Source organism: Peterkaempfera bronchialis (assembly GCF_003258605.2).
GTDB lineage: Bacteria > Actinomycetota > Actinomycetes > Streptomycetales > Streptomycetaceae > Peterkaempfera > Peterkaempfera bronchialis.
In genome coordinates this window covers 138,371-162,805 of sequence record NZ_CP031264.1, presented here as the reverse complement: position 1 = coordinate 162,805, position 24,435 = coordinate 138,371, and the positions used below count along the sequence as shown (strand labels likewise).

The 24,435-nt window shown below is 70.2% G+C and carries 16 protein-coding genes; 7 read left to right on the top strand and 9 right to left on the bottom strand.

Annotated features, from left to right (window positions below):
* Positions 1-335: 335 nt before the first annotated feature.
* Positions 336-6,563 carry an RHS repeat-associated core domain-containing protein gene (locus tag C7M71_RS00705; protein WP_407675842.1) on the top strand — a complete coding sequence of 2,076 codons (6,228 nt, stop codon included), beginning with the start codon at positions 336-338 and terminating at the stop codon, positions 6,561-6,563.
* Positions 6,564-6,740: 177 nt separating this feature from the next.
* Positions 6,741-6,929, top strand: coding sequence for a hypothetical protein (locus C7M71_RS00700; RefSeq protein ID WP_111489549.1), 189 nt, complete (start codon positions 6,741-6,743; stop codon positions 6,927-6,929).
* An 88-nt stretch (positions 6,930-7,017) separates the two neighbouring features.
* On the opposite strand, the gene C7M71_RS00695 is transcribed toward C7M71_RS00700, so the two are convergent.
* The 3 genes from C7M71_RS00695 to C7M71_RS33075 form a co-directional block, all read right to left on the bottom strand.
* The gene (locus C7M71_RS00695) at positions 7,018-8,721 is read right to left on the bottom strand and encodes an alpha-keto acid decarboxylase family protein (RefSeq protein WP_111489550.1); all 1,704 of its coding nucleotides are present in this window, start codon (positions 8,719-8,721) and stop codon (positions 7,018-7,020) included.
* 308 nt (positions 8,722-9,029) lie between these two features.
* Complete coding sequence (locus tag C7M71_RS00690; protein ID WP_111489551.1) at positions 9,030-10,055, bottom strand: isopenicillin N synthase family dioxygenase; 1,026 nt, start codon at positions 10,053-10,055, stop codon at positions 9,030-9,032.
* A gap of 134 nt (positions 10,056-10,189) precedes the next feature.
* Positions 10,190-10,264, bottom strand: a complete 75-nt coding sequence (locus C7M71_RS33075) for a putative leader peptide (RefSeq protein WP_407675965.1) — start codon at positions 10,262-10,264, stop codon at positions 10,190-10,192.
* A gap of 282 nt (positions 10,265-10,546) precedes the next feature.
* Here C7M71_RS33075 and C7M71_RS00685 point away from each other — a divergent pair, with 282 nt between their 5' ends.
* Together C7M71_RS00685 and fumC are read left to right on the top strand one after the other, a co-directional pair.
* On the top strand, positions 10,547-12,220 hold the full coding sequence (locus C7M71_RS00685) for an NAD-dependent malic enzyme (RefSeq protein WP_111489552.1): 1,674 nt from the start codon (positions 10,547-10,549) through the stop codon (positions 12,218-12,220).
* Positions 12,217-13,683, top strand: a complete 1,467-nt coding sequence (gene fumC / locus C7M71_RS00680) for a class II fumarate hydratase (RefSeq protein WP_111489553.1) — start codon at positions 12,217-12,219, stop codon at positions 13,681-13,683. Before C7M71_RS00685 ends, fumC begins: the two co-directional genes overlap by 4 nt.
* Positions 13,684-13,825: 142 nt before the next feature.
* On the opposite strand, the gene C7M71_RS00675 is transcribed toward fumC, so the two are convergent.
* The 3 genes from C7M71_RS00675 to C7M71_RS00665 form a co-directional block, all read right to left on the bottom strand.
* Positions 13,826-14,332 carry a Dps family protein gene (locus C7M71_RS00675; protein ID WP_111489554.1) on the bottom strand — a complete coding sequence of 169 codons (507 nt, stop codon included), beginning with the start codon at positions 14,330-14,332 and terminating at the stop codon, positions 13,826-13,828.
* Between the two features lie 956 nt (positions 14,333-15,288).
* A complete protein-coding gene (locus tag C7M71_RS00670; protein WP_229758445.1) occupies positions 15,289-16,116 on the bottom strand; it encodes an acyl-CoA thioesterase in 828 nt (275 codons plus the stop codon).
* Positions 16,113-17,165: an LLM class F420-dependent oxidoreductase gene (locus C7M71_RS00665; protein WP_111489555.1), complete on the bottom strand. Its 1,053-nt coding sequence runs from the start codon at positions 17,163-17,165 to the stop codon at positions 16,113-16,115. Before C7M71_RS00665 ends, C7M71_RS00670 begins: the two co-directional genes overlap by 4 nt.
* 419 nt (positions 17,166-17,584) lie before the next feature.
* Here C7M71_RS00665 and C7M71_RS00660 point away from each other — a divergent pair, with 419 nt between their 5' ends.
* On the top strand, positions 17,585-17,893 hold the full coding sequence (locus C7M71_RS00660; protein ID WP_111489556.1) for a hypothetical protein: 309 nt from the start codon (positions 17,585-17,587) through the stop codon (positions 17,891-17,893).
* Positions 17,894-17,920: 27 nt separating this feature from the next.
* Positions 17,921-19,420 carry a class I adenylate-forming enzyme family protein gene (locus C7M71_RS00655; protein ID WP_111489557.1) on the top strand — a complete coding sequence of 500 codons (1,500 nt, stop codon included), beginning with the start codon at positions 17,921-17,923 and terminating at the stop codon, positions 19,418-19,420.
* 128 nt (positions 19,421-19,548) lie between these two features.
* On the opposite strand, the gene C7M71_RS00650 is transcribed toward C7M71_RS00655, so the two are convergent.
* Complete coding sequence (locus C7M71_RS00650; protein ID WP_111489558.1) at positions 19,549-20,370, bottom strand: FadR/GntR family transcriptional regulator; 822 nt, start codon at positions 20,368-20,370, stop codon at positions 19,549-19,551.
* A gap of 168 nt (positions 20,371-20,538) precedes the next feature.
* On the opposite strand from C7M71_RS00650, the gene npdG reads away from it, so the two are divergent.
* Positions 20,539-21,228, top strand: coding sequence for an NADPH-dependent F420 reductase (gene npdG / locus C7M71_RS00645; protein ID WP_111489574.1), 690 nt, complete (start codon positions 20,539-20,541; stop codon positions 21,226-21,228).
* Positions 21,229-21,746: 518 nt separating this feature from the next.
* On the opposite strand, the gene C7M71_RS00640 is transcribed toward npdG, so the two are convergent.
* Complete coding sequence (locus C7M71_RS00640; protein ID WP_111489559.1) at positions 21,747-22,940, bottom strand: CaiB/BaiF CoA transferase family protein; 1,194 nt, start codon at positions 22,938-22,940, stop codon at positions 21,747-21,749.
* A gap of 637 nt (positions 22,941-23,577) precedes the next feature.
* Entirely contained in the window at positions 23,578-24,198 is a 621-nt protein-coding gene (locus tag C7M71_RS00635) for a TetR/AcrR family transcriptional regulator (protein ID WP_111489560.1), read from the bottom strand.
* Positions 24,199-24,435 lie beyond the last annotated feature (237 nt).

Sequence of the window (24,435 nt, the reverse complement as noted above, 5' to 3'; positions counted from 1 at the left end):
CTGACCCGCACGTCAGGGTCAAGCCGATCCTGGCCGGTGCCCCGGGGTGGGGACGCCCGCACCATGCCAAAAGCGGATCTTTAGTAAATCCCTATCAATAATAAATAAACCTGATCACGATATGATCACGATCCACTTCCTTTAGTAAAGGTTGTGGAGGAAATGACCCTCTGATGGTCGTTTGCGGATCGTGATCTTGCGTGGTGTGTCCGTGTACGCTCCACCTGCTCATGACAATGGGGAGGTTGAGCATGCATCAGCACCTACCCTTGCCGCGCAAGCGACGAGGACTTCAGCGGGGGCTCACGCCAGTTGCGGGTTCGCTCGCGGTGGCGTTGACGGTCTCCTTGCTGGCGGGCAGCGAGCCTGCCTGGGCCACCGGGACCACCCCCGGGGCGGCACCCGAGGCGGTGTCGGAGGCGGTGAAGCCGGCGGCGACGCAGGCGGCCGATCTGGCGTCGGCGCGGGTCGCGGCGCGGCTGTCCGGCAAGCGGGTGGAGGCGCTGTCGGAGCGCACCGAGACGTCAACCACCTGGGTCAACGGCGACGGTTCGCTGACGACGGAGTTGTCGGCGGGGCCGGTGCGGTTCCAGCGTGACGGGCAGTGGACGGATGTCGATCTGGACCTGGCCGCGCAGGCGGACGGTTCGGTGGCGCCCAGGGCGCATCCGGAGGGCCTGGTCCTGGGCGGTGCGGGCGGGGCCCGGCCGAAGTCGCTGGCGGAGGCGCGCAAGGCCACGGCCCGCACCCTGGTGACCCTCGGCCAGGGCCAGGAGCAGGTGGCCCTGCAGTGGAAGGGCGGTCTGCCCGCGCCGGTGCTGGACGGGCCGAGGGCGACCTACCAGGACGCGGTCCCCGGCGCTGATGTCGTGGTCGAAGCCACCCGGTCCGGCTTCGAGCAGTACGTCACCGTCAAGCAGCGCCCCGACACCGACGGCTACACCTACACCATGCCGCTCAAGGCCCGGGGGCTGAAGGCCGAACAGCAGGCCGACGGCAGCGTCGCCTTCACCGACAAGAAGACCGGCAAGCGGCGGGCGGTGATGCCGGCTCCGGTGATGTGGGATGCGACGGTGGATCCGGTCTCCGGTGAGCACACCCACCGGGCGCGGGTCGCCATGGAGGTCGTCCAGCGCGGCTCGGACGTCGACCTGGTCTTCACCCCGGACGCCGCCTTCCTGGCCGACCCGACGACGGTCTACCCGGTCACGGTCGACCCCTCCACCGCCGCGCTGGGCAATGTCTTCGACACCTATGTGCAGCAGGGCGAGACGGTCGACTGGTCGGCCGACACCGAGCTGGACCTGGGCAACCCCGGCACCAAGAACGCCGACGGCACCCCCCGCACCGCCCGCTCCTTCATCACCTGGAACACCGCACCGGTCTCGGACGCGCTGGTGATGGACGCGAAGCTGTCGCTGTGGGACTTCCACTCCGGCAACACCGACTGCAAGCTCTACTCCTGGGAGGTCTGGGACTCCGGCAAGCCCTCCACCGCCTCCCGCTGGCCCGCCGCCCAGCAGCCCGCCTGGAACGCCAAGTACGCCACCTCCACGGAGACCCGGGGCAACTCCGCCTGCACCTCGGCCCCCGCCGGATGGATCAACGCCGACGTCACCACCCTCGTCCAGACCTGGGCATCGGCGAAGAACGCCACCTCGCACATGGGCCTGCGCGCCACCAGCGAGGCCGACAGCCTCTCCTGGAAGCGGGTGAACTCCGCCGACAACGCGAAGAACCCGCCCAAGCTCACCGTCACCTACAACTACCGGCCCAAGACCGGGACGGACCAGCAGGCCGGACCGCCGTTCTTCAAGGGCACCGACGGCACCTGGTACGTCAACACCACCACCCCGACCCTGCGGGACACCTTCACCGACGCCAACAACGACAAGGTCGACGGCACCTTCCAGATCTTCGACAACGCCACCGGCACCCAGGTCGGCAATGTCCTGGTCTCCCCCTTCGTGCCCTCCGGGCAGCCCGCGTCGGTGACCGTGCCGTCCGGGCTGCTGACCAACGGCAAGACGTACAAGTTCCGTACCAGCCCGTACGACGGCACCAGCTACAACACCGGCTGGTCGCCCTACGCGGTCTTCACCGTCGACACCACCGCGCCGTCCGCGCCGACCTCGGTGACCTCCACCGACTACCCCAGCGCCAGCTGGGTCAAGGGCGCCGGGCAGGCGGGCAAGTTCACCGCCACCCCGCCCAGCGGTGACCAGAACGGCATCGAGTGGTCCCTGGACGGCACCACCTGGACCAAGGTCGCCACCGGTGGCACGACCACCCCGGTCACCTTCACCGTCACCCCGGCCAAGGCGGGGACCAACACCCTCCAGGTGCGGGCGACCGACAAGGCCGAGAACAAGTCCGAGCCGGTCACCTACACCTTCCATGTGGGTCCGGGCGGCATCACCCTGCCCGACGACGGCACCCGCACCGCCGCCCGCGTCCCGCTGGCCGCAGAGGCCGACGGCGCCAAGTACAACGCCGTCTCCTTCTCCTGGCGACGCGGCGACGCCGACACCTGGACCACCATCCCACCCGGCCACGTCACCAACGCCGGACAGGCCCTGACCGCCTGGCCCCTCACCCTCACCTCCGGCAAGAGCCCCGCCCTCGCCTGGAACGCCACCTCCACCGTCGACCCCGACGGCACCGTCCAACTCCGCGCAGACTTCACCGGCCCGAGCAACGCCGCCGTCTCCTCCGAGCCGATCAGCGTCGTCGTGGACCGCACCGCCTCCGGCGCCGCCAGCGAGAACGTCGGCCCCGGCTCGGTCAACCTGCTCACCGGCGACTTCGCCGTCTCCTCGACCGACGCCTCGTTCTTCGAGATGTCCGTCACCCGCACCGCCTCCTCCCGCACGCCCGACGCGGGAGCAAAGCAGGAGGGGCAGGCGCCGATCTTCGGCAAGGAGTGGACCTCCGGCACGGTCGCCGAGACCACCGACTCGGACTACACCGAGATCCGCAAGACCTCGGCCACCTCGCTGGACATCGCCACGGTCGACGGCGACACCATCACCTTCACCTCCAACGCCGCCAAGACCGGCTGGGTCCCTGAGCCGGGCTCGGAGGACCTCACCCTCAAGGGGTCCTTCACCTCCGGTGACTTCACCCTCTCCGACACCGACGGCACGGTGACGACCTTCTCCAAGATCGGCTCCGCCGCGACCACCTGGACCGTGTCCAGCTCGCTCCTGGACGGCCTGACGAACTCCACCACCAAGGTGGTCTCCGAGTCCGTCACCGTCGCCGGCAAGACGGTGGCCCGCCCCAAGCGGATCATCGCCTCCACCAGCGCCACCACCCTGGCCACCTGCGAGGCCACCCCGTCCACCAAGGGCTGCCGGGTGCTGGAGTTCAGCTACCCGACCGCCACCACCGGCACCGCCACCGTCTTCGGCGACTACGCCGGCCAGGTCTCCCAGATCAGGCTGTGGGCCACCGCCCCCGGTGCCGGCGCCGCCACCTCCGCCGTCGTCGCCCAGTACGCCTACGACGACCAGGGCCGCCTCCGCGAGCAGTGGGACCCGCGGATCAGCCCCGCGCTGAAGACCGCCTACGCCTACGACAGCGCAGGCCGCGTCACCACGCTGACCCCGCCCGGGGAACTGCCGTGGACCTTCAGCTACGGCCAGGCCGGATCCAGCCCCGCCGCAGGCGACGGCATGCTGCTCAAGGCGTCCCGCCCCACCCTCACCCCCGGCAGCGCCGACCAGACCAACGGCACCGCCACCACGACCGTCGTCTACGGAGTCCCGCTCACCGGCTCCACCGCCCCCGAGGACCTCAGCGCGGCCAAGACGGCCGGCTGGGGCCAGACCGACCTGCCCACCGACGCCACCGCCGTCTTCCCCGCCGACCAGGTCCCCGCCTCCAACACCGGCACCGCTCTGACCGCCGGGAGCTACACCCGCGCCACCCTGCACTACCTCAACGCCTCCGGCCGCGAGGTCAACACCGCCACCCCCGGACACCGCATCTCGGTGATCGAGTACGACCGGTTCGGCAACTCCGTCCGCACCCTGACCGCCGCCAACCGTGAACTGGCCCTGGGTACCACCCAGGCGCAGAAGGACCAGCTCACCGCCCTGGGCATCAACGCCCTCTCCAGCGGCGAGCGGGCACAGCTGCTCTCCTCCACCAGCGTCTACAGCGACGACGGCCTGCGGGAGACCGACACCTACGGCCCGCTGCACGAGATCACCCTGGAAGCCGCAGTGAAGTCCGGCTCCACCACGCTGGCCGTGGCCGGCACCCAGGTGATGGCCCGTCAGCACACCGTCAAGAAGTACGACGAGGGCCGTCCCACCGACGGCACCGCCACCGTCAAGAACCAGGTCACCCAGGTCACCGAGGGCGCCCAGCCGCGCTCCTGGCCGGACCTGCTGGTGGAGACCCGCCAGAACCAGACCGTCTTCGACTGGGTACTGGGCATGCCGACCAAGACCGTCAAGGACAGCGGCGGTCTGGCGCTGACCACCACCACCGCGTACGACAGCCAGGGCCGGGTCACCAAGACCAGCCTGCCCGCCTCCACCGGCACCGACGCCGGAACCACCCTCACCACCTACTACACCGGTGACGGCACCGGCACCTGCGCCCAACGGCCCGAATGGGCCGACATGATCTGCCAGACCGGACCGGCCGCAGCCATCACCGGCGGTGGCTCCAACCCCACCCAGCTGCCCACCACCACGACCCAGTACGACCTGTGGGGCAATGACGCGACGGTCACCGAGACCGCCAACAGCACCACCCGCACCACCACCAACGCCTTTGACGGCGCGGGACGCCTGACCACCGTCACCGTCAGCGGCGGCACCGGCACCGCCGTACCCGCCGTCACCACCTCCTACGACCCGGCCAACGGCCAGGCGGTCAAGCTGACCTCCACCGCCGGCGGCACCATCACCAAGGCGTACGACAAGCTCGGCCGCCTGATCTCCTACACCGACGCCGACGGCGGGGTCACCACCACCCAGTACGACACGCTGGGCCGGCCCACCAAGGCCACCGACACCGTCCCCTCCACCACCACCTACACCTACGACACCGCCATCGACCCGCGCGGCCTGAGCACCTCGATCACCGACTCGGTCGCCGGTACCTTCACCGCCCGCTACGACGCCGACGGGACCCTCACCACCCAGACGCTGCCCGGCGGCTACACCATGACCGACCAGCAGAACCCCGCCGGAACCACCACCAGCCGCACCTACACCCGCACCTCCGACGGCACCGTGCTGGTCTCCGACAGCATCACCACCACCGTGCACGGCCAGTGGGCCACCCACACCGGCACCCCCGGTGTCACCGCCTCCCAGACGTACACCTATGACAAGACCGGCCGCCTGACCCAGGCCCAGGACACCACCCCCGACGCGGTCTGCACCACCCGCACCTACACCTTCGACAAGAACACCAACCGCAAGACCGTCGCCACCGCCACCGCGCAGGTCGGCCTGGACTGCACCACCGCAGGCGCCACCACGACCACCAGCACCTACGACTCCGCCGACCGGCTGGTGAACACCGGCTACACCTACGACGCCTTCGGCCGCACCACCGCCCTGCCGGGCACCACCCTCGCCTACTACACCAACGACCTGGTCCGCCAGCAGACCGCCGGCACCCAGCGCCAGACCTGGACCCTCGACTCCGCCCTGCGCTTCCGGGGCTTCACCACCGAGACGAGCAACGCCGGCACCTGGACCCAGACCGCCTCCAAGCTCAACCACTACGACGCCGAATCCGACAACCCGCGCTGGATCGTCGAGGACACCGCCGCCGGCACCCTCACCCGCAACGTCGACGGCATCGACGGCAACCTCGCCGCCACCACCACCAAGACCGGCGGCACCGTCCTCCAGCTCACCAACCTCCACGGCGACGTCGCCCTGCAACTCCCCGCCGACACCGCCATCGCCCCCACCGTCCTCGACTACGACGAGTACGGAAATCCCCGCACCGACCAGCCGAACGCCCGCTATGCCTGGCTCGGCGGCAAGCAGCGCTCCGGTGAGACGCTCACCGGCCTCAGCCTCATGGGCGTCCGCCTCTACAACCCCACCACCGGACGCTTCCTCTCCATCGACCCCGTCCCCGGCGGCAACGCCAACGCCTACGAGTACGTCCAGGCCGACCCCCTGAACCAGTACGACCTCGACGGCAAGAGGTGCTGGAGCTGCGCCTGGAAGAGCACCAAGCGTTTCGTCAAGAAGAACCGCGTCATCATCGCGTCCGTCGGTGCCGGTGTGGGCTGCGGCCTGGTCATCAGCAGTACCGCCGGTCTCGGGGTGGCTGCCTGCGGGTTCATCGCCGGCGGAGTCGCCGGTGCTGCCGCCAAGTGGGCGGGGAACCGCAAGGCATCCCGCCGCGATATCGCCACCGCGGGTGTCAAGGGAATGTTCGGATACGGCGGCGGAGGTGTGATCATCGGAGGTCTCGGCCGAGCCGCACTCAAAAAGGGCCTGACGGCTGCCGCCAAGAAAATCCTGCCCTCTGCTGCAAAGCATGCGAAGAAGACGCCCACCCGCCACAGGAAGCCGTAACCCGGCGCACTCTCGGAAGTATTCCGGGATAGCCGCACGGAATCGATGGGAGAACCTGTAGCGAGATCGTGCGGCACCCGGTTGCAGTAGTGTGGTCGTGTCCGGCGGAGGCAGTGAACCGCCGGACACGACCACAGCAATACCGCAAACCGCAATCTAGGTCAGATGAGTGGATATATGACCCGCGATAAGAAGACCTCTTCCACCTTCTTCCTGCTCGGACTCGTCGCCCTGGTCGGCGGCGCACTTCTCAGCGCCCTCCTCGGCAGATACCAGGCGGCACCCGTCCTCGGGTGCTCGGCACTGATGCTCGCCATTGCCTGGATTGTCGAACGGCGTTCCGATTCGAGTGGCGACGAGGTCTGACCCCCATGCCCAGGGGCTCTGCCGCACTCACCGGAATGCGGCGGAGCCCACGGCGGCCAGGAGGTGCGGGCAGCGGGCCTCGCGACGCTCAGAGCTGGACGCCGGGGCGGTGCTGTGGGCCGCGGGGGCCGTAGTCGACCTCCGCCATTCCGTGGCCGGAGTCGATGATGAGCTGCGGGGCGTCGTACTTGTCCATGACCGCCTCGATGAAGATCATGCTGTCGTGCGGGGCAGCCAGCGCCTCCTTCAGTTCGGCAGGCGTCCTCACCACGAACGTCCGGGCGGTCGTCCCCGGGTGCAGGACCTTCGGCAGCTCGGCGTAGGCCCAGTTGGCGATGTCGTTGAAGTGCCCCTGCTTGCCGCAGATGGTGCGCTCGACCGTGTAGCCGCCGTTGTTGATCAGGAAGATGACGGGCTTGAGGTCATGCCGGAGGACCGTCGACACCTCCTGCGCCGTGAGCTGGAAGGCCCCATCGCCCACGAAGAGCAGATGCCGCCGCTTCGGCGCGGCCAGGAGCGTGCCGAGGACCGATCCCACGCTGTAGCCGATCGAGCCCCAGACGGCCTGGGTGACGATGGAGCACTTCGGCGGCAGCTGCAGCCCCCAGCAGCCCGCCTCGGAGGTGCCGTCCTCGGCGATGAGCACGTCGCCCTCGCGGATGAAGTCCTGGACCATGCTCCAGTACGCCGCCTGGGTGAGCGGGCCGGACATCACGGCCGCGCTCGGCTCCTGCGGCATCTCGGCCCGCCGGGAGTATCCCGAGGTCCTGGCGGGGGCCTTGTCGACGACCCGGCGGAGCAGTTCCTTCAGATAGACGGCCTGGTAGTTGTCCGAGCCGATGTCCACGGCGTCACCGCGGGCATCGATCCGTCCGGCGGGAAGCGCGTCGCTGAAACCTCCGGACGTCGTGTCCACCCGCCGTACCCCGATCGCCAGCAGGCAGTCGCTGTTCTCCACCATCTCGCGGATCTCGGGCTTGCTTCCCGCTCCCGCGTAGAGGCCGAGGAAGTACGGGCTGGTCTCGTCGATGAGCCCCTTCACGGTGTTGACGGCGGCGATCGGCAGCTGCATCCTGCCCGCCAGCTCCATCAGCTCGCCGGTCACATCGAAGCGGTCCGCGTCGATGTCGACCAGGATCACGGGTGAGCGCGCGCTGCTGAGCCGGGCGACGATCGCGTCGGCGCATGTGCTCAGCCGTTCGGGATCGCTCGGCGGCATGGCGAGCTCCAGCGGCTCCGGCGGTACCTCGACATCCAGGTAGGCGATGTCGGAGGGCAGTTCCATGTAGACCGGGAGCTTGCGCTGCCAGGCGGTGAGGATGAGCCGGTCGATCTCCGTCACGGCGTTCTGCGGCGTCAGCCTGGCCTGTGCCACCGTGACCTGGGCGTAGCCGCGCATGACGTCGTCGTACTCGGTGCCGCCCGAGGTGTGGTGCATCAGCAGCTTCCGGTCCAGCGCCTTCAGCGGAAGCGACCCGCAGACGCAGACGACGGGGACGTGCTCGCTGTAGGCCCCGGCGACACCGTTGATGGCGCTCCAGGCGCCGACGCCGTGGGTCACCACCAGTCCCGAGATGCCGTTGAGCCGCGCGTACCCGTCGGCCGCGTAGGAGGCGTTCAGCTCGTTGCAGTTGCCGACCCAGGTGAACTCGTCGCGGTCCTCCATCTGCAGGAGGAACTCGAGGTTGTAGTCGCCGGCCACCCCGAACAGGTGCGAGATGCCCGCCTCCCGCAGGCGGCGCAGCAGGAAGTCGCCGATGGTCATGGTCGAACGCGCGGTGGTGGTCGTCATGTCGTTCCCTGTCTCGCGGCTTCCCGGGCCCCCTCCGGCCTCTCCCAGGCAAACCCGCCCGGAGCATCCCCGCGACCCGGAGGCAGCCGCCGGAGTGACCAGGTGGAGCGGCCGCCATCACCCTCGGCGACCCGCTCGTCCTCCACAGTCCGCGCCCGCCCCGGCCGGGGTGCAACCCCCGGCCCGTCCACGCGTTCCCGCAGAAAGCGCCCCCCGCCGAGGTGGCCGACCGGGGCAACCCGACGCCGGCCACCTCCGCCCAGACCGGCACGATTCATGCCCGCGTCCGGAGGGTCTCGGCGGTGACCTCAGGCCCGGTCCGAAGCCACCAGTCCGGGATGGTGCCGCCGGGCGACCTCGGGGTGCCCGCGGAGCCAGCCCTTGAGCTCGTTGAGGCCGTACTCCGTGAACAAGGGGTTCGCGGGATCCTGGGTGACGCCGGGAGCCCGGTCGGTGTGCGCGAAGAGCAGCGGGTCGATCCGCGCGTCCAGGCGGGGGTTGTAGAAGAACGGGACGGAGAAGCGCTCGCGGCTGCCGGGCGGGCTCACCACCCTGTGCTCGGTGGCCTTGAGGTAGCCGTTGGTGGCGACTTCGAGCAGTTCCCCCAGGTTGACGACGAACGCTCCGGGCATCGGCGGCACGTCAAGGAAGGTGCCGTCCGGCTGCTGTACCTGCAGACCGCCCACCTCGTCCTGGAGCAGCAGAGTGAGGAAGCCGTAGTCCTTGTGGACGCCCACCCCCTGGTCGGCGCCGTCGGGAGCGCGCCCCGGATAGCGGACCATCTTCAGATGCAGATGGGGCCGTTCGGCGAAGATCGGGGCGTAGAAGTCGGACGGTGCGCCGATGGCCGCCAGCAGCTCGTGCAGCAGCCGCCCGGCCACACCGGCCAGCCGGTCGATCCAGCCCAGGGCCGCGGTGCGCAGCTCCGGCAGGGCGGCGGGCCACTGGTTGGGACCTTCCAGCCACCAGTACGGCGGTTCGCCGGGCTGCGGGGCGCGGCTGGGGCGCTCCGCGCCGATGTCGAGCTGATCGCGCCAGTCGCGCCGGCCGGCCGTGCGCTCGTCGCCGGTCCGGGTGTAGCCGCGGAAATGCGGGGACCGGAGGTTGGCGATGGAGAGCCGGTCCGCCTCAGGGAGGGCGAAGAACGCTCGGACGGCCCGCATCAGCGCGCCAGTCTCGGCCGGGTCGACGCCATGGCCCACCAGATGGAAGAAGCCGACCTCGTGGGCGGCGGTGTGCAAGTCCTCGTGCAGACGCTCTCGGTGTCGCGGGCCGCGGTCCGCAGCGGAGAGATCGATGACGGGCAGGGCGGACAGGTGGGACTGCTCGGGCATGGTGGTATCCAACGGTGTCCGGGGACGCGGCGGTGTCCGGCGGTGGCCGGGCGCACCGTGGCTGCGGATGGTGCCGCACCACGGGACCGTGTCCTAGGGGGAGGGGGTATCCGCTCGGCAAGCGGCGGCGGTCGTCAGACTCCGTGGCTACAGGAGGCGCTGGCAACGCGGAGCAGATCCACATGGCGGCGGCTGACGAGCATGACCATGTCCTGGAGCATAGGCGACCGCAGGTGCTCCTGACCATGGCGAGCTTTCGATCCCGCGTGATCACGCCGGGCGCCTCGGCCGACCTGTGCGGGCACTCTCCCCGCCCCACCCGCGCCCGACTCCGCCCAACCCGTACGCCATGTCCTCGCAGCCCCCGCACCGATCCGCCCTGCCTCCGGACCACAAGATCAACGAGCGGGGGTGGGGCCGTGGGCGCACGGTAGAAGCAGGGGCGGGTGGGCGCGGCATTCGTACATCCATACACACAAGGGGAGAGCATCATGGCCGAGGGCAGCGCGCGAACCCCTGCCACTCCGAACGCCCTGGTGGACCCGCTTCTCAACCGGGGGGTGTCGTTCACACAGGCGGAGCGGGATGCGCTGGGCCTGACCGGTCGCCTGCCGTCCGGGGTGCTGACGCTGGAGCGGCAGGCCCAGCGCGCGTACCGGCAGTTGCAGGACCAGGGCAGCGACCTGGCCAAGAACGTCTACCTGGAGCAACTGCACGACCGCAACGAGACCCTGTACCACAGGGTGCTCACCGAGCACCTGGTGGAACTGCTGCCGATCGTCTACGACCCCACGGTCGGCGAAGCGATCGAGAAGTACTCCCACGAGTACCGCCGCCCACGCGGCATCTACCTGTCCATCGACCGGCCGGACGACATGGAGAAGGCCTTCGCCACGCTCAAGCTGGGGCCGGAGGACGTCGACCTGATCGTGTGCACCGACGCGGAGCAGATCCTGGGCATCGGTGACTGGGGTGTGGGCGGGATCCAGATCTCGGTCGGGAAGCTGGCGGTGTACACGGCGGCTGCCGGCATCGACCCGCGCCGCGTGGTGCCCGTGTCGCTGGACGTGGGCACCGACCGTGAGTCACTGCTGGAGGACCCGCTCTACCTGGGCAACCGGCATCCCCGGGTCCGCGGGGCGGAGTACGACGCGTTCATCGAGAAATACCTCCAGACCGCCTCATCGATGTTCCCGAAGGCGCTGCTGCACTTCGAGGACTTCGGCCCGAGCAACGCCCGGCGGATCCTGGAGAAGTACGCCGGCACGTACCGGATCTTCAACGACGACATGCAGGGCACCGGGGCGATCATCCTGGCCGCGGCGCTGGCGGCGGTCAAGGTGAGCGGTGTGCCGATGCGCGAGCAGAAGCTCGTCATCTTCGGCGCCGGTACCGCCGGGGTCGGTATCGCCGACCAGCTGCGCGATGCGATGGTCCGCGACGGTGCGAGGCCCGAGCAGGCCACGGAGCAGGTCTGGCTGATCGACAAGCAGGGACTGCTCACCCGTGACATGACCGATCTGCGGGACTTCCAGAAGCACTACGCGCGCGACCCGGCGGAGGTCGCCGACTGGGCGGCCGATGACGGCGGGATCTCGCTGCCGGAGACCGTGCGCCGGGTCGCTCCGACGATCCTCCTGGGCACCTCCACCGTGCACGGGGCGTTCACCCGCGAGGTCGTCGAGGCCATGGCCGCCGGCACCGAGCGGCCGATCATCTTCCCGATCTCCAACCCGACCTCGCGGATCGAGGCCATGCCCGCCGACGTCATCGTCTGGTCGAAGGGGAAGGCGCTGGTCGCCGTCGGCATCCCCGTCCCACCCGTCGACTTCGGCGGCGTGACGTATCACATCGGGCAGGCCAACAACGCGCTGCTGTACCCGGGGCTGGGTCTGGGCACGATCGTCTCCGGGGCGTCGCGGGTGACCACGGGGATGCTGCTGGCGGCCGCGCAGGCGGTGGCAGACCAGGTCGACGTCTCCACGCCGGGAGCCTCCTTGCTGCCGCCGGTGGAGAACCTTAGGGAGTCGTCGGCGATCACCGCGGCTGCCGTGGTCGACGCGGCGGTCAGCGAGAGCGTCGCCACCAGCAAACCAGCCGATCCCGGTCAGGCCGTCCGCCAGGCCATGTGGAACCCCGTGTACGCCGACGGAGTGGCGTCATGACGGCGAGAAGACCGGGCGCGGCCGGGGACGAAGCCCCGAAGATCCTCGATGTGCCCATCGGTCTGCACGCGACCGGCACTCGGCGGGAGACCGACTCGATGGGTGCCATCGACGTCCCGGCGGACCGGTACTGGGCCGCGCAGACGCAGCGGTCCCTGATCCACTTCTCCATCGGGGACGACCGGATGCCCAAGGCGGTCTACCACGCGTACGGCCACGTCAAGAAGGCCGCCGCGATCGTCAATGGGCGGGCCGGACGGCTGCCGGCCTGGAAGGCCGACCTGATCCGGAAGGTGGCCGACGAGGTCATCGCGGGCAAGCTCGACGAGCACTTCCCGCTGTACGTGTGGCAGACCGGATCCGGGACGCAGTCCAACATGAACACCAACGAGGTGATCAGCAACCGCGCGATCCAACTGGTCGGCGGCGAACTGGGCAGCAAGTCGCCCATCCACCCCAACGACGACGTCAACATGGGGCAGTCCTCGAACGACACCTTCCCCACCGCCATGCACCTCGCCGCGGTCAAGGCGATCCACGAGCGGGTGCTGCCCAGCGTGCGGGATCTGCAGCAGGCCATCGAGGCCAAGGCGAAGCAGTGGCGCGACGTGGTGAAGATCGGCCGCACCCACCTTGAGGACGCGGTCCCGCTCACCGTCGGTCAGGAATGGTCCGGCTACGCCCACCAACTGACCCAGGCCATCGACCGGGTCACCGCCGCCACGCAGGGCCTGTACGAACTCGCCGCGGGCGGCACCGCGGTCGGCACGGGATTGAACGCCCCACCCGACTTCGGCGAACAGGTCGCCGCTGAGATCGCCAAGGAGACCGGCTACCCGTTCACCGCCGCTGCCAACACGTTCGCTGCCCAAGGCGGCCTGGACGCGATGGTCGGCGCCTCGGCAGGGCTCCGGGCGCTGGCCGTGCCGCTGATGAAGATCGCCAACGACATCCGGTGGCTGGCCTCAGGACCCCGCTGCGGCCTCGGTGAGCTGATCCTCCCGGCGAACGAACCCGGATCCTCGATCATGCCCGGCAAGGTCAATCCCACCCAGTGCGAGGCGATGGTCATGGTCTGCATCCAGGTGCTGTCCGAGGACGCGGCCATCGCCTTCGCCGGCTCACAGGGCAACTTCGAGCTCAACGCCATGCGGCCGATCATCATCAACAACTTCCTGCACGCCGCGACCATCCTCGGCGACGCCTGCGCCAAGCTGCGCCGGTACTGCATCGAGGGCACCCACCTCAACCGCGACCAACTCGACGCCTACGTCGACCGGTCACTCATGCTGGTCACCGCGCTGTCCCCGGTGATCGGCTACGACAAGGCCTCCGCCATCGCGCACAGAGCCGACGACGATGGCACCACCCTGCGCGAGGCCGCACTGGCCTCCGGCTACATCGACGCCGAAGAGTTCGACCGCATCGTCAACCCGGCCGCGATGGTCGGCCAACCCCGGTAGTGCCGCGCCCGCCGACCTGGCACGCACATCTGCTGCGTCGGCGAGCCACCCCCGTACAGACCCGGTGCGACGAGGGTGGCCTGCCGCCGTTCAGCCGTGGCGGGATCACACGGATCACACGGATCACACCAGGGAACCCGCGTCAGACGGTCCGGTTCTCCGCGCTGACCATCCAGGCGTACTTCTCCAGGGAGTCGATGATCGCGTGCAGCAGGTCGGCGGTGGAGGGGTCCTCGCTGTCGACCTGGTCATGGTGAGTGCGCACCGTATCGACGGTGGCACGCAGACGCGCGGTGATCAGGTCGACAACCGCGCCCACACTCTGCTCGCCCTCGGGGAACCTCGGGAGCGTAGTGGTTGCCGTCACGGTGTCGGAACGGCCGTCCGGGCAGGCGGCAAGAGCCCGCATCCGCTCGGCGATGGTGTCAGCCGCCTCCCTGGCCTCGTCTACGACCTCGTCCAGTTGCAGGTGCAGGTCCCGGAAGTTGTGGCCGACCACATTCCAGTGGGCCTGCTTCCCCTGCAAGTGCAGTTCGATCAGGTCCACCACGATCTGCTGCAAGGCCTGGGTGAGCTGCGGCGACGCCCTGAACCCCGCGATGTCGCTCTGCGAACGCCGGGAGCCCCCAGGGGCAGAGGAAGCCGTCATCCCGTCTCTCCTTTGAACACACCACAGGGCGAGCCCCCGACAGGAGGCCCGTAGGCCGACGCCACCAAGCCTACGAAGGCCCTTCTGCGCCGCCACCCGGCATTCGGCCGTCCGGTCGCATCGACGCCACCGCCATGGCGATATGCCGATCCGGGCCGCCTGTACCGACGCTGGCCTTTCCAAGCAGGCGATGACCACGGGCTCTCCTGACACCGGCAGTCTGCGAGGCGACGTAGCGCAGTTCCTGCGCGAATTCATGGCGGCGCTGGACCGCCCGACGACGTCCGGGACCGTGCTCGACCTGTTTGCTGAGGCAGGTCCTGCTCGTCACCGTCTGCGATCCGCGGCGGGAGAACGGACGGCTCAGCCAGTTGCCCCCTGGCAAGGTCGGACGCCGGTGGGCGGTCCGAGACCGGTGCAGACAAGCGCGGGCACAGCACCGCAGGTGCCCACAGGAATGTCCCGTCGGTTCCCACCGCCGCAGCGCCCTGTGTCGCGCTCCACCCGTGCCCTCTTCGCCGGAATCCCGTGCTCCGCCGACTGCCTGGCACGGGTACCTGCGTACGGGGCGACCGTGCGGGCCGATCCGGCTCAGGCGCACAAGTGGTCGACGTCGGCTTTACCGGACATGGGAGTGCTGGCACTGCTGCTGAGCAGGAGTGATGCGTCGGGTAGGTGTTCGGCAGCGGGCGCCTGCTCGTTGGTGGTGGTGTGGCTGCCGGCCAGGGCGGTATCGCCGCGTCACCGCACGCCCAGCGGACGGCGGGCCGGGTGTCCGCGCGCCGCGCGTGGCAGGGGAGACGGGCCGCCGTGGTCCCGGCCTTCCCCCGAGAGGAAGGGACCACGGCGGACCCACCGCCGCGGACGCCGCACCGACCGGACGGCAGACCGGGCCGCCCCGGCCGGAGGAGCGTCCGAGCCCGGCCCGGACGGACGGTCGTCACCCGGCGGGACGTTCACCGCATCGGCCGGAAGAGCGCCTCCTGGGCGAAGCTGGCCGCCAGTCGGCCCGACCCGTCGAAGACCGAGCCGGTGTACCAGCCGCGTCCTGCGGCGACGCTGTGCGGGGTGTTGTCCATCAGCACCCAGTCGTCCATCCGTACGGGCCGGTGGAACCAGACCGCATGGTCGAGGCTGGCCCCCGCCCGGTTGTGACCGTCCTCCAGGGCGAACAGGCCGGAGGTGATGTCCGACAGGTAGGTCAGTACGCACGCGTGCAGCAGCGGGTCCTCACCCAGTTGAGGGGTGCTGCGGGCCCAGAACCGGATGGGGCAGTACTCGTCCGGTCCCGGACCTTCCGGCCGCCGGCCCTCCAAGGAGAACACTCGGGGCAGGGTGAACGGCTGGCACTCCTCGGGCCGAGGGGCGGGGGGCGGGTCCGTCACCTGTCTGTCCTGACCGCTCTTCGCGGTGTGGAAGGACGTTGACATGTTGAAGATGACGGCGCCGTTCTGGATGGCGACCACTCGGCGGGCGGAGAAGGACCCGCCGTCGCGGTCCCGGTCGACACGGAACACGGTCGGGCGGGAAGCGTCCCCGGGACGCAGGAAGTAGCCGTGCAGCGAGTGCGGCAGACGGTCCGCAGGGATGGTCAGACCTGCGGCGCGCAGTGCCTGGGCCGCCACCTGGCCGCCGTACAGCGAGTACGGCTCGGCGAAGACGAACGTGCCCCGGTAGAGGTCCGTGTCGATCTGCTCCAGGTCGAGCATGTCGAGCAGCGGGTCCATGGAGCGTTCGTCCGGGTCGGGCGGCGGGGTGTGGGGGAGGGGGATCTGTGCGGTCACGAGACTGCTTCCTTGAGGGTCGCGATGTCACGGACGCGCTGTTCGTGGGTGGCGGCCAGCGGCGTCGCGTTGAGCGTGGTCACACCGGTCTCGGCGAAGGCGGCGACCCGCTCCTTGATCCAGTCCACCGAACCGATGAGGGATACGCCGTGCACCAGCGCGTCGGGTACCGCGGCGGCGGCCTCGGCCCTGCGGCCGGCCAGGAAGTGGTCCTGGATGCTCGTGGCCGCCTCCTCGAACCCGTACCGGCGGGCGAGGTCGTTGTAGAAGTTCTTCCCCCGCGCGCCCATCCCCCCGACGTACAGGGCGAGGTGGTTGCGGACCTGCTGCATCGCCTCCTCCTTCGCCTCGTCGTCGTCCACGACCGCCACATGGGTGTCGGCGACGATCTGCAAGGGACCGAGGGCCGCGTCCCGGCGGGCCAGGCCCGCGTCGAGCGCCTCGCCGAAGGAGGCGCGCGCCCTCTCGGGGAAGTAGAAGATCGGCTCCCAGCCCTCGAACAGCTCGGCGGCCAGGGAGACGTTCTTCGGGCCGAGCGCCGCGAGGATCATCGGGATGCGCTCGCGCACCGGGTGGTTGATGAGCTTGAGGGGCTTGCCGACGCCCGAGCCGCCGTGCTCCCGGTCCAGCGGCAGCCGGTAGTGCGTGCCCTCGTGGACGACCGGCTCGCGGCGCCAGACCTTGCGGCAGATCTCCGCGACCTCGCGGGTACGCGCCAGCGGGGCGTGGTACGGCAGTCCGTGGAAGCCCTCCACGACCTGCGGACCGGAGGCTCCCAGACCGAGGACGAAGCGTCCGCCGGAGACGTAGTCCAGCCCCGCGGCCGTCATGGCGAGCAGGGATGGCGTGCGTGAGTAGATGTTGAGGATACCTGCGGCGATCTCCAGCCTGGTGGTCCGGGCGGCCAGGTACCCCAGCTGGCTGACGGAGTCGAAGCTGTATGCCTCGGGGACGTGCACGACGTCCAGTCCGGCCTGTTCGTAGTCGGCCAGCTCGTCCACCGTCTCGGTGAACCCTCCGCTGTACTTCATCGGCATCCCGATACGCATGAGCTCTCCCTCTCTCCCGCTATGAGTGTTATCATATTACTGTTTTAACTCAGCTTCCATGGATGACCGTCACTGCCAGGTGCGCGGCCGGACTCCCGGCGGTGTCGCTCCAGGGGTGATCCGGGTCCCGCATGGCGGAACCGGGATCACCCGTTGTCACCTCCCAGGTCGTTAAGTTTAATCTTTTCTCCATTGAGGACCGGAGGTGGCCCATGGGGCTCCCAGTCGCCTTGCCGGGCTGCCGAGCGCTCGGTCGCGCGAGGACTCGGCCGGGTGCCGGACGGAGCCTCCCTCGGACCGGGCAGCCGCGACGGCGGCGGACGGGACCGGCCACGAACCGGCAGTCAGCTGGCAGCCAACTCGCACATGAGCCGACAACCCAGAGACCGACACCGCGAAAAGAGCAAAGGAGCTCGCCGATGAAGCCACGCGTCGGACAGACCCTCGCCAGCACCGTCGATGTGACGGCCGTGATCGTGGTGCGTGCGCCCGAAACAGACGTGTCGATCACCTGCGGCGGTGCCGACATGGTGGACTCCAAGGCCGGCCCGGTCACACCCGGCACGGCGGACCCCGCCCAGATGGACGGCACCCAGCTCGGCAAGCGCTACGCCGATGACGACCTCGGCATCGAGCTGCTCTGCACCAAGGCCGGACAGGGCACGCTCGCGGTCGAGGGCCGCCCGCTGCCGATCAAGGGGGCCAAGCCCCTGCCCGCCTCCGACTGAACCCGCCGCCGGACAGGAACTGCACCCATGAATGTGACGATGCTGCTCGACATGGCGGCCGACGGTTTCGGGGACCGTGTGGCCATCGGCCGCCGGGAGGACGGCCTGACCGCCGCCCGGCTCCGCGACGCCGCGGCCGTGGGCGCGGCCGCCATCCGGGAGGCGGGCGCGGACGCCGTGGTCTACCTCGACGTCAACGGTCCCGCCTTCCCCGTGGCACTGTTCGCGGCTGCCCGCGCCGGCGTCCCCCTCGTCCCGGTGAACTACCGGCTCGGCAGCGAGCAACTCGACGCCCTGCTCGCCAACCACCCCAAGGCGTTCGGTATCGCCGCACCCGACGACCAGTCCGATGCGCTGCGCCGGGCCGGGATCTCCTCTCTGACGTCGGAGGCGTGGCTGAACGCCGCTTGCGACGGGCAGGTGCCGGACGACCTGCCGCCGGGAGACGACGAGGTGCCGGCCGTGGTCATCTACACCAGCGGCACCACCTCCGCCCCGAAGGGCGTGCTGCTGCGCCACCACAACCTGGTGTCCTACGTCCTCGGCTCCGTGGAGTTCGCCGGTGCCGACGCGGACGACGCCGCGCTGGTCAGCGTCCCGCCGTACCACATCGCAGCGGTGGCGAATGTCCTCACCAACCTCTATGCCGGCCGCCGCTCGGTCGTGCTGGAACGATTCACCCCCGCGGAGTGGCTGCAACTCGTCCGTGACCAGGGCATCACCAACGCCATGGTCGTCCCCACGATGCTCGCCCGGATCAACGAGGCCGACGCGGACAAGTCCCTGCCGACCCTGCGCACCCTCGCCTACGGGGGCGCGCCGATGCCGACGGCCGTCATCGAGCGGGCGCTGAGGACATGGCCCGACGTGGGCTTCGTCAACGCCTACGGGCTCACCGAGACCAGTTCCACCATCGCGGTGCTCGGACCGGAGGATCACCGGGCGGCGCTGGCCAGCGACGATACCGCAGTGCGCGCCCGCCTGGGCTCGGTCGGCCGGGTGCTGCCCACGGTCGAGGTGGAGATCCGCGACATGGAGGACCGGCCCGTCGATCCGGGGGTCACGGGGCGCATCTGCGTCCGGGGCGAACAGGTGGCGGCCGAGTACGCCGGTGTCGGCAGGGCCGTGGACGAGAAGGGGTACTTCGACACCCGGGACCAGGGCTACCTGGACGAGGAGGGCTACCTCTTCATCGGCGGCAGGGTGGACGACACGATCATCCGGGGGGCCGAGAACATCGCGCCCGCCGAGATAGAAGACGTGCTGCTGCGCCATCCCGCAGTCCTGGACGCGGCGGTGGTGGGCGTCCCGGACGAGGAGTGGGGACAGCGGATCGAAGCCGCGGTGGTCACGCGGTCCGGTGCCGGTGTCGAGTCCGAGGAACTGCGCGCATTCGTCCGCGGTGCGCTGCGCGGGAGCAAGACCCCGGACCGCATCGAGCACTGGGAGGAACTGCCCAGGACCGTCACCGGGAAGCTGCTGCGCCGTAACGTGGTGGCCCGTCTGGTCTCCGGGGCAGGCGACTGACCCGGCTTTCCCCCGGCGCACGGGCACGGGAGCCGTGGTGAACGGCCGACCTGATGAGCAGGGTGCGCGGTTCCGGATGGTGCGCGTCCTGCGGACGGTCAGTCCAGGATGTCTCAGTCCAGGATGTCTCAGTCCAGGATGTCGATGATCCGGGCCGTCTGGCGGTCGGCGAGAACCATCTTGTCGGCGATGTCGAGATGCTCGCGCCAGTAGATCTCGGCGGCGTCCCCGCGGCCCGAGCGGACCAGCGTCAGCAGCTTCTGGTAGGCGCGCAGGGCCCGCTCGTGCTCCTCGTGGCTGCTCGCCGGTGAGGCTTCGTGGCGGGCGTGCACGGCGCTCCGTGTCTGCCGCAGGATGATCTCGTGGACCAGGCCGGCCATGATCGCGAGGGTCTGGTTGCCGGAGAGTTCGACCAGTCGCAGGTGGAGCTGGGCGGCGCCGACTGCGAAGCGGTCGGGATGGCCCAGGTTGGAGCGTTCCTCCTCGATGGCCTCCTCAAGGGCGGCGTAGCGCTGTTCGTCGCCGCTGAGAGCGAGCAGACGGGCGGCGGGTGGTTCGATGGCGCTGCGGGCGGTGTAGACGTCGGCGAGGGTGGCGCCGCCGAGCTGGAGCTGGAGTGCCGCGGGGCGGGCGACGGCTTCCGGCCCCGGGACGGTGATCCGGGCGCCGGTGCGTGAGCCGCGGCGCAGTTCCACCAGGCCCTCGGACTCCATCACGCGCACTGCCTCCCGCAGGGTCGGCCGGGAGACTCCGAAGTGCTCCAGCAGTTCGGCCTCGCGTGGCAGGAAGTCGCCGTCCTTGAGCGTGCCCTCGACGATCATCCGGCGCAGGCGTCGGGCGACGAGCTCACCGGTCTTGGGTGGCCGTACGGCTTCCGCCTCGGGGGCTCCTCCGCCCTGGGTCCTGGACTGTAGGGAGTCCCCAAGCTTTCGGACACCCGACTGCGCCATCGACCCGCTCCTTCGCCGCGCGGCCGCACGTACTCGAGTGCGGCGTCAACCTGGCTTACTTCCTGCACAAGGATACCTTGCGGGCATGGTCAGGTCTCCGGCTTGTCACCGATTGCTTGATATGGTTAATTGATTAACTTGGTCACCTATGTTGATGAGGGAGAGATGATGACGGCGGACGTCCAGACCCCTGCCCCGGAGCAGGTCATCGGCATTCTCGGCGGCAGTGGACCACAGGGGCGCGGGCTCGGGGTCCGGTTCGCCGCCGCCGGGCTGCCCGTGGTGATCGGCTCGCGCAAGGCCGACCGTGCGGAGGAGGCCGCCGCGGACATCGCCCGTGTCGCCGGCTCGTCACGGGTGACGGGCGCCTCGAACGAGGAGTGCGCGCAGCGGTCCGACATCGTGCTGGTCGTCGTGCCGTTCGAGGGGCATGCCGACCTTCTCACCTCGCTCGGTGAGGCCCTCGCGGGAAAGGTCGTGGTGGACTGTGTGAACCCCCTGGGCTTCGACAAGCAGGGCCCTTACCCGCTGAAGGTGGCCGAGGGCAGTGCCGCGGAGCAGGCCAGGGAGCTGCTGCCCGACTCCACGGTGACCGCGGCCTTCCACCACCTGTCGGCGGTGCTGCTCGGTGACCTGGAGGTGGCGTCGATCGACAGTGACGTCCTGGTCCTGGGCGATGACCGGTCGGCGACCGACGCGGTCCAGGCACTGGCGGAGACCATTCCGGGAGTCCGCGGTGTGTACGGCGGCCGTCTGCGCAACGCCGCACAGATAGAGGCGCTGACCGCCAACCTGATCGCGGTGAACCGCCGTTACAAGTGCCACGCCGGTGTGCGGATCACCGATCTGCCGGTTTGAGGATGCGGAATCCGGGGTGATCGGGCGAGCGGTCCGGGCCGGGGCGCTCTGCGCGGCCGGCAGAGCCGGATGGTGCGACGGGCCGGCGGTGATGGCGGAACCGCTGTACGGCTCCGGCGACGTCCGCGAGGGCAGTACCGCCGCCCCTCGCCCGAGAGCCGTCCGCCTCGCTCGGCGGGTGGCGAAGAGCCGGCGAACGGGCGCGTCGGGAGGCACGCGCGACAGGCGGGCGCCTCCCGACGTACCCGTGATGCGCCCGGCCCGGGGACCGGTGGACCGGTGGGAGACCACCGAGGCATTCGCCCTGGTCGCCCTGTTCGCCGTGGCAGCCGGCCGGTGGCCGACGACGGGCGGGTGGTCGCTGGAACCGCCCCCGGCCCCGTTCTGGGCAGCGGCGTGGGGCGGGGGAGGGGACACGGGACGACCTTCCCCCGGGGCCTCGGACCAGGTGGTCCCTGGGCGGTCCAAGGAGCTCGGGAGTCCGCCGGGCCAGGGGCGCCGCAGCCCTCGCGCGGGCGTCACCGCGCCGCCGGAGTGCCCCGCTGGACGACCGCTCCTTCGGACAGCAGTTCGTCGAAGCGCTCGACTCCCCAGTCGGCGAGCACCTCCCTGCTGCGGCTGCCGATGTCCCCCTGCGGCTCTGCGATCCGACCAGGCGTGAGGGAGAACCGAGGCGCCGGAGCCGGTGCCTCCCCACCGTCTACGACGGTGTGCACCCCGCGCGCGGCCAGATGGGGGTCGCGCACCGCCTCCGACCAGGACAGCACCGGCGACGCACAGGCGTCGGTGCCGTCGAAGACCTCCTCCCACTCCGCCCGGGTACGCGAGGCGAACACTGAGCGGAACGCCTCGCGCATCTGCGGCCAGCGCGACCGGTCGTCCTGGGCGTCCGCCCACTCCGGTAGACCGAGCAGTCCGACCAGGCGAGCGTAGAACTGCGGCTCCAGGGCTCCCACGGCGAACCAGCCGCCGTCTGCCGTCTCGTAGACGTCGTAGTAGGGCGTCCCGCCGTCCAGCAGATTGCTGCCGCGGTCGTCGGTCCAGCCCTTGTAGCGGCGCTCGGCCCAGATCATGGCCGACAGGTGGCTGACACCATCGACGATGGCCGCATCGACCACCTGGCCCTGACCGGTGGCGCGCGCGTGATGCAGCGCGGCCAGCACGCCCACCACCAGGTACAGCGCACCACCGCCGAAGTCGCCCAGCAGGTTGAGCGGGATCTGCGGGGGGCCACCGGCGCGGCCGATCGCGCCGAGGGAGCCGGTGAGGGAGATGTAGTTGATGTCGTGGCCGGCCGTGTGCGCCCTCGGCCCCTGCTGACCCCAGCCGGTCATCCGGCCGTAGACCAGGGCCGGGTTGCGCCGGCGCACCTCGGCGGGGCCGAGGCCGAGTCGCTCGGCGACACCAGGGCGGTAGCCCTCCAGGAGGATGTCCGCCCGCTCCGCGAGCCGCAGCACCGTCTCCGGGCCGCTCGGATGTTTGAGGTCGACGACGATCGAGCGTCGGCCGCGGTCGAGTACGTCGGCGATGGCCGGGGGTGTCGGCCGGTCGACGCGCACCACATCCGCACCCATTTCGGCGAGCATCATCGAGGCCATCGGCCCGGGGCCGAGCCCGGCGAGCTCCACGACGCGGATACCGGCAAGGGGACCTGTCGCAGCGCCCCGGTCGGCCGCGGGCTCGGGGACGGGGGCAGTGCCGTTGTCGGTCATGGACTCTCCTGAAGGAACGATCGGAAGGGTGGATCACCGAGTGGTGCCGTAGGAGGTCCGCTGCCGCCCAGGTGCCCTCCTGCTCGTGCGGCAGACCAGTCGTCGGGGCGGTGCGGCACATGGAACCGGACCGAGTGGTCGAGGCTCCGCTGGAAGGAGGCGGCGGGCTCGAAGACGACTTCGCCGTTCTGCACCGCCTCCACCCGGCGTGATGAGCAGACCACTCCGGTGTCGGGACTCAGCATAGCGACATAGCTTATTAAGTTTTCTCTTTGGGAGGTAGAGGGGTTTGGTGTTCGTTCCGGCTGTCGCGTGGTGTCGTCCAGGCCGCGCTACGGGTGCGGCTGAGGGCACGGTGGAGGCCTTCGTCCCCGCTGGTCGCGGTGGTTCGCGCTGTTCGCGGGAGCTGGCGGCTGGCGCGGCGGTAGGTGCCGTCGTCGGTGGCGATCACCGACCGGGCGAAGCGGACGCCGCCCGAGCCGGCCACGGGAGTGGCTCGCCGGCCGACTCGGGCCGTGGACGCTCGTACCGGCGGTGCCGGCTGTCCGGCTGGGCCGTGGTCCGCGCGGCCGGGCGTGACTTCGGTGGCCGCAGAGCTTCCCCATGCCGCTGCGGTCCGGGCTGCGGGCCTCGGGATTCAGTCCGCCCGCGGATCCACCAGTACCGGGGTCAGGACGAAGTCGACGAACCGCTTGGCGAAGTCGGCGTCCGTCCGGGGCCGGGACGTACGCCCTGAGGCCCGAGCCGTCAGCGCGCGATTCATGGCCCCGCCGCACAGCGCCTCCAGGAGGAAGGTCACCGAGATGGTCTCGGGCAGTTCACCGCGGTGGATGCCGCGGCGGACCATGTCGCGGGCGGTCCGTATCTGGGCGCTCGTCATCTCCTCGTAGCGTGCGGTGAGCTGCGGGATGAACCGTGCCTCCAGGCCCAGGCGCAGGGCCGCGCTGCCGTGCTCGCCGGAATAGAGGCCGACCATCTGCTCGACGAGCTGGACCAGGTCGCCGCGCACCGTACCGGTGTCGACATCGCGGACGGGGCAGAGCCGCAGGGTGAGGGCCTCCGTGAGCAGGTCCTCCTTGCTGCTCCAGCGCAGGTAGACCGAGGCCTTGCCGACCCCCGCGCGGCGGGCCACCGCATCGATCGTGAAGCCTGTCCAGCCATGCTCGCCGAACACTTCGACGGCGGCGTCGGCGACGCGGCGGTCCACCTGCTGGTCGCGTGGGCGTCCGGGGGCCGCCCTGGGGGGCGTGGTCGTCATACGCCCATGTTCCTCCACGGCTTCGTGGTGAGGTGGGGCTTCTCGGCGCCGATCACTTCCGGCTCGGGTCTGCGGACCCTGCCCCGCACGGCCGGCGAGGCCGCCGGCGTCCCCGTCGAGGGCGCCGGTCCGCCCTCCACGGTCCGCCTGGCCGACCGCTGTCGGCCGGAGGACACGAACGGCCTATGCTGCATTTACTGAACGCTTCTCGTCAGTAAACGGCCTGCTCGGCCCGGG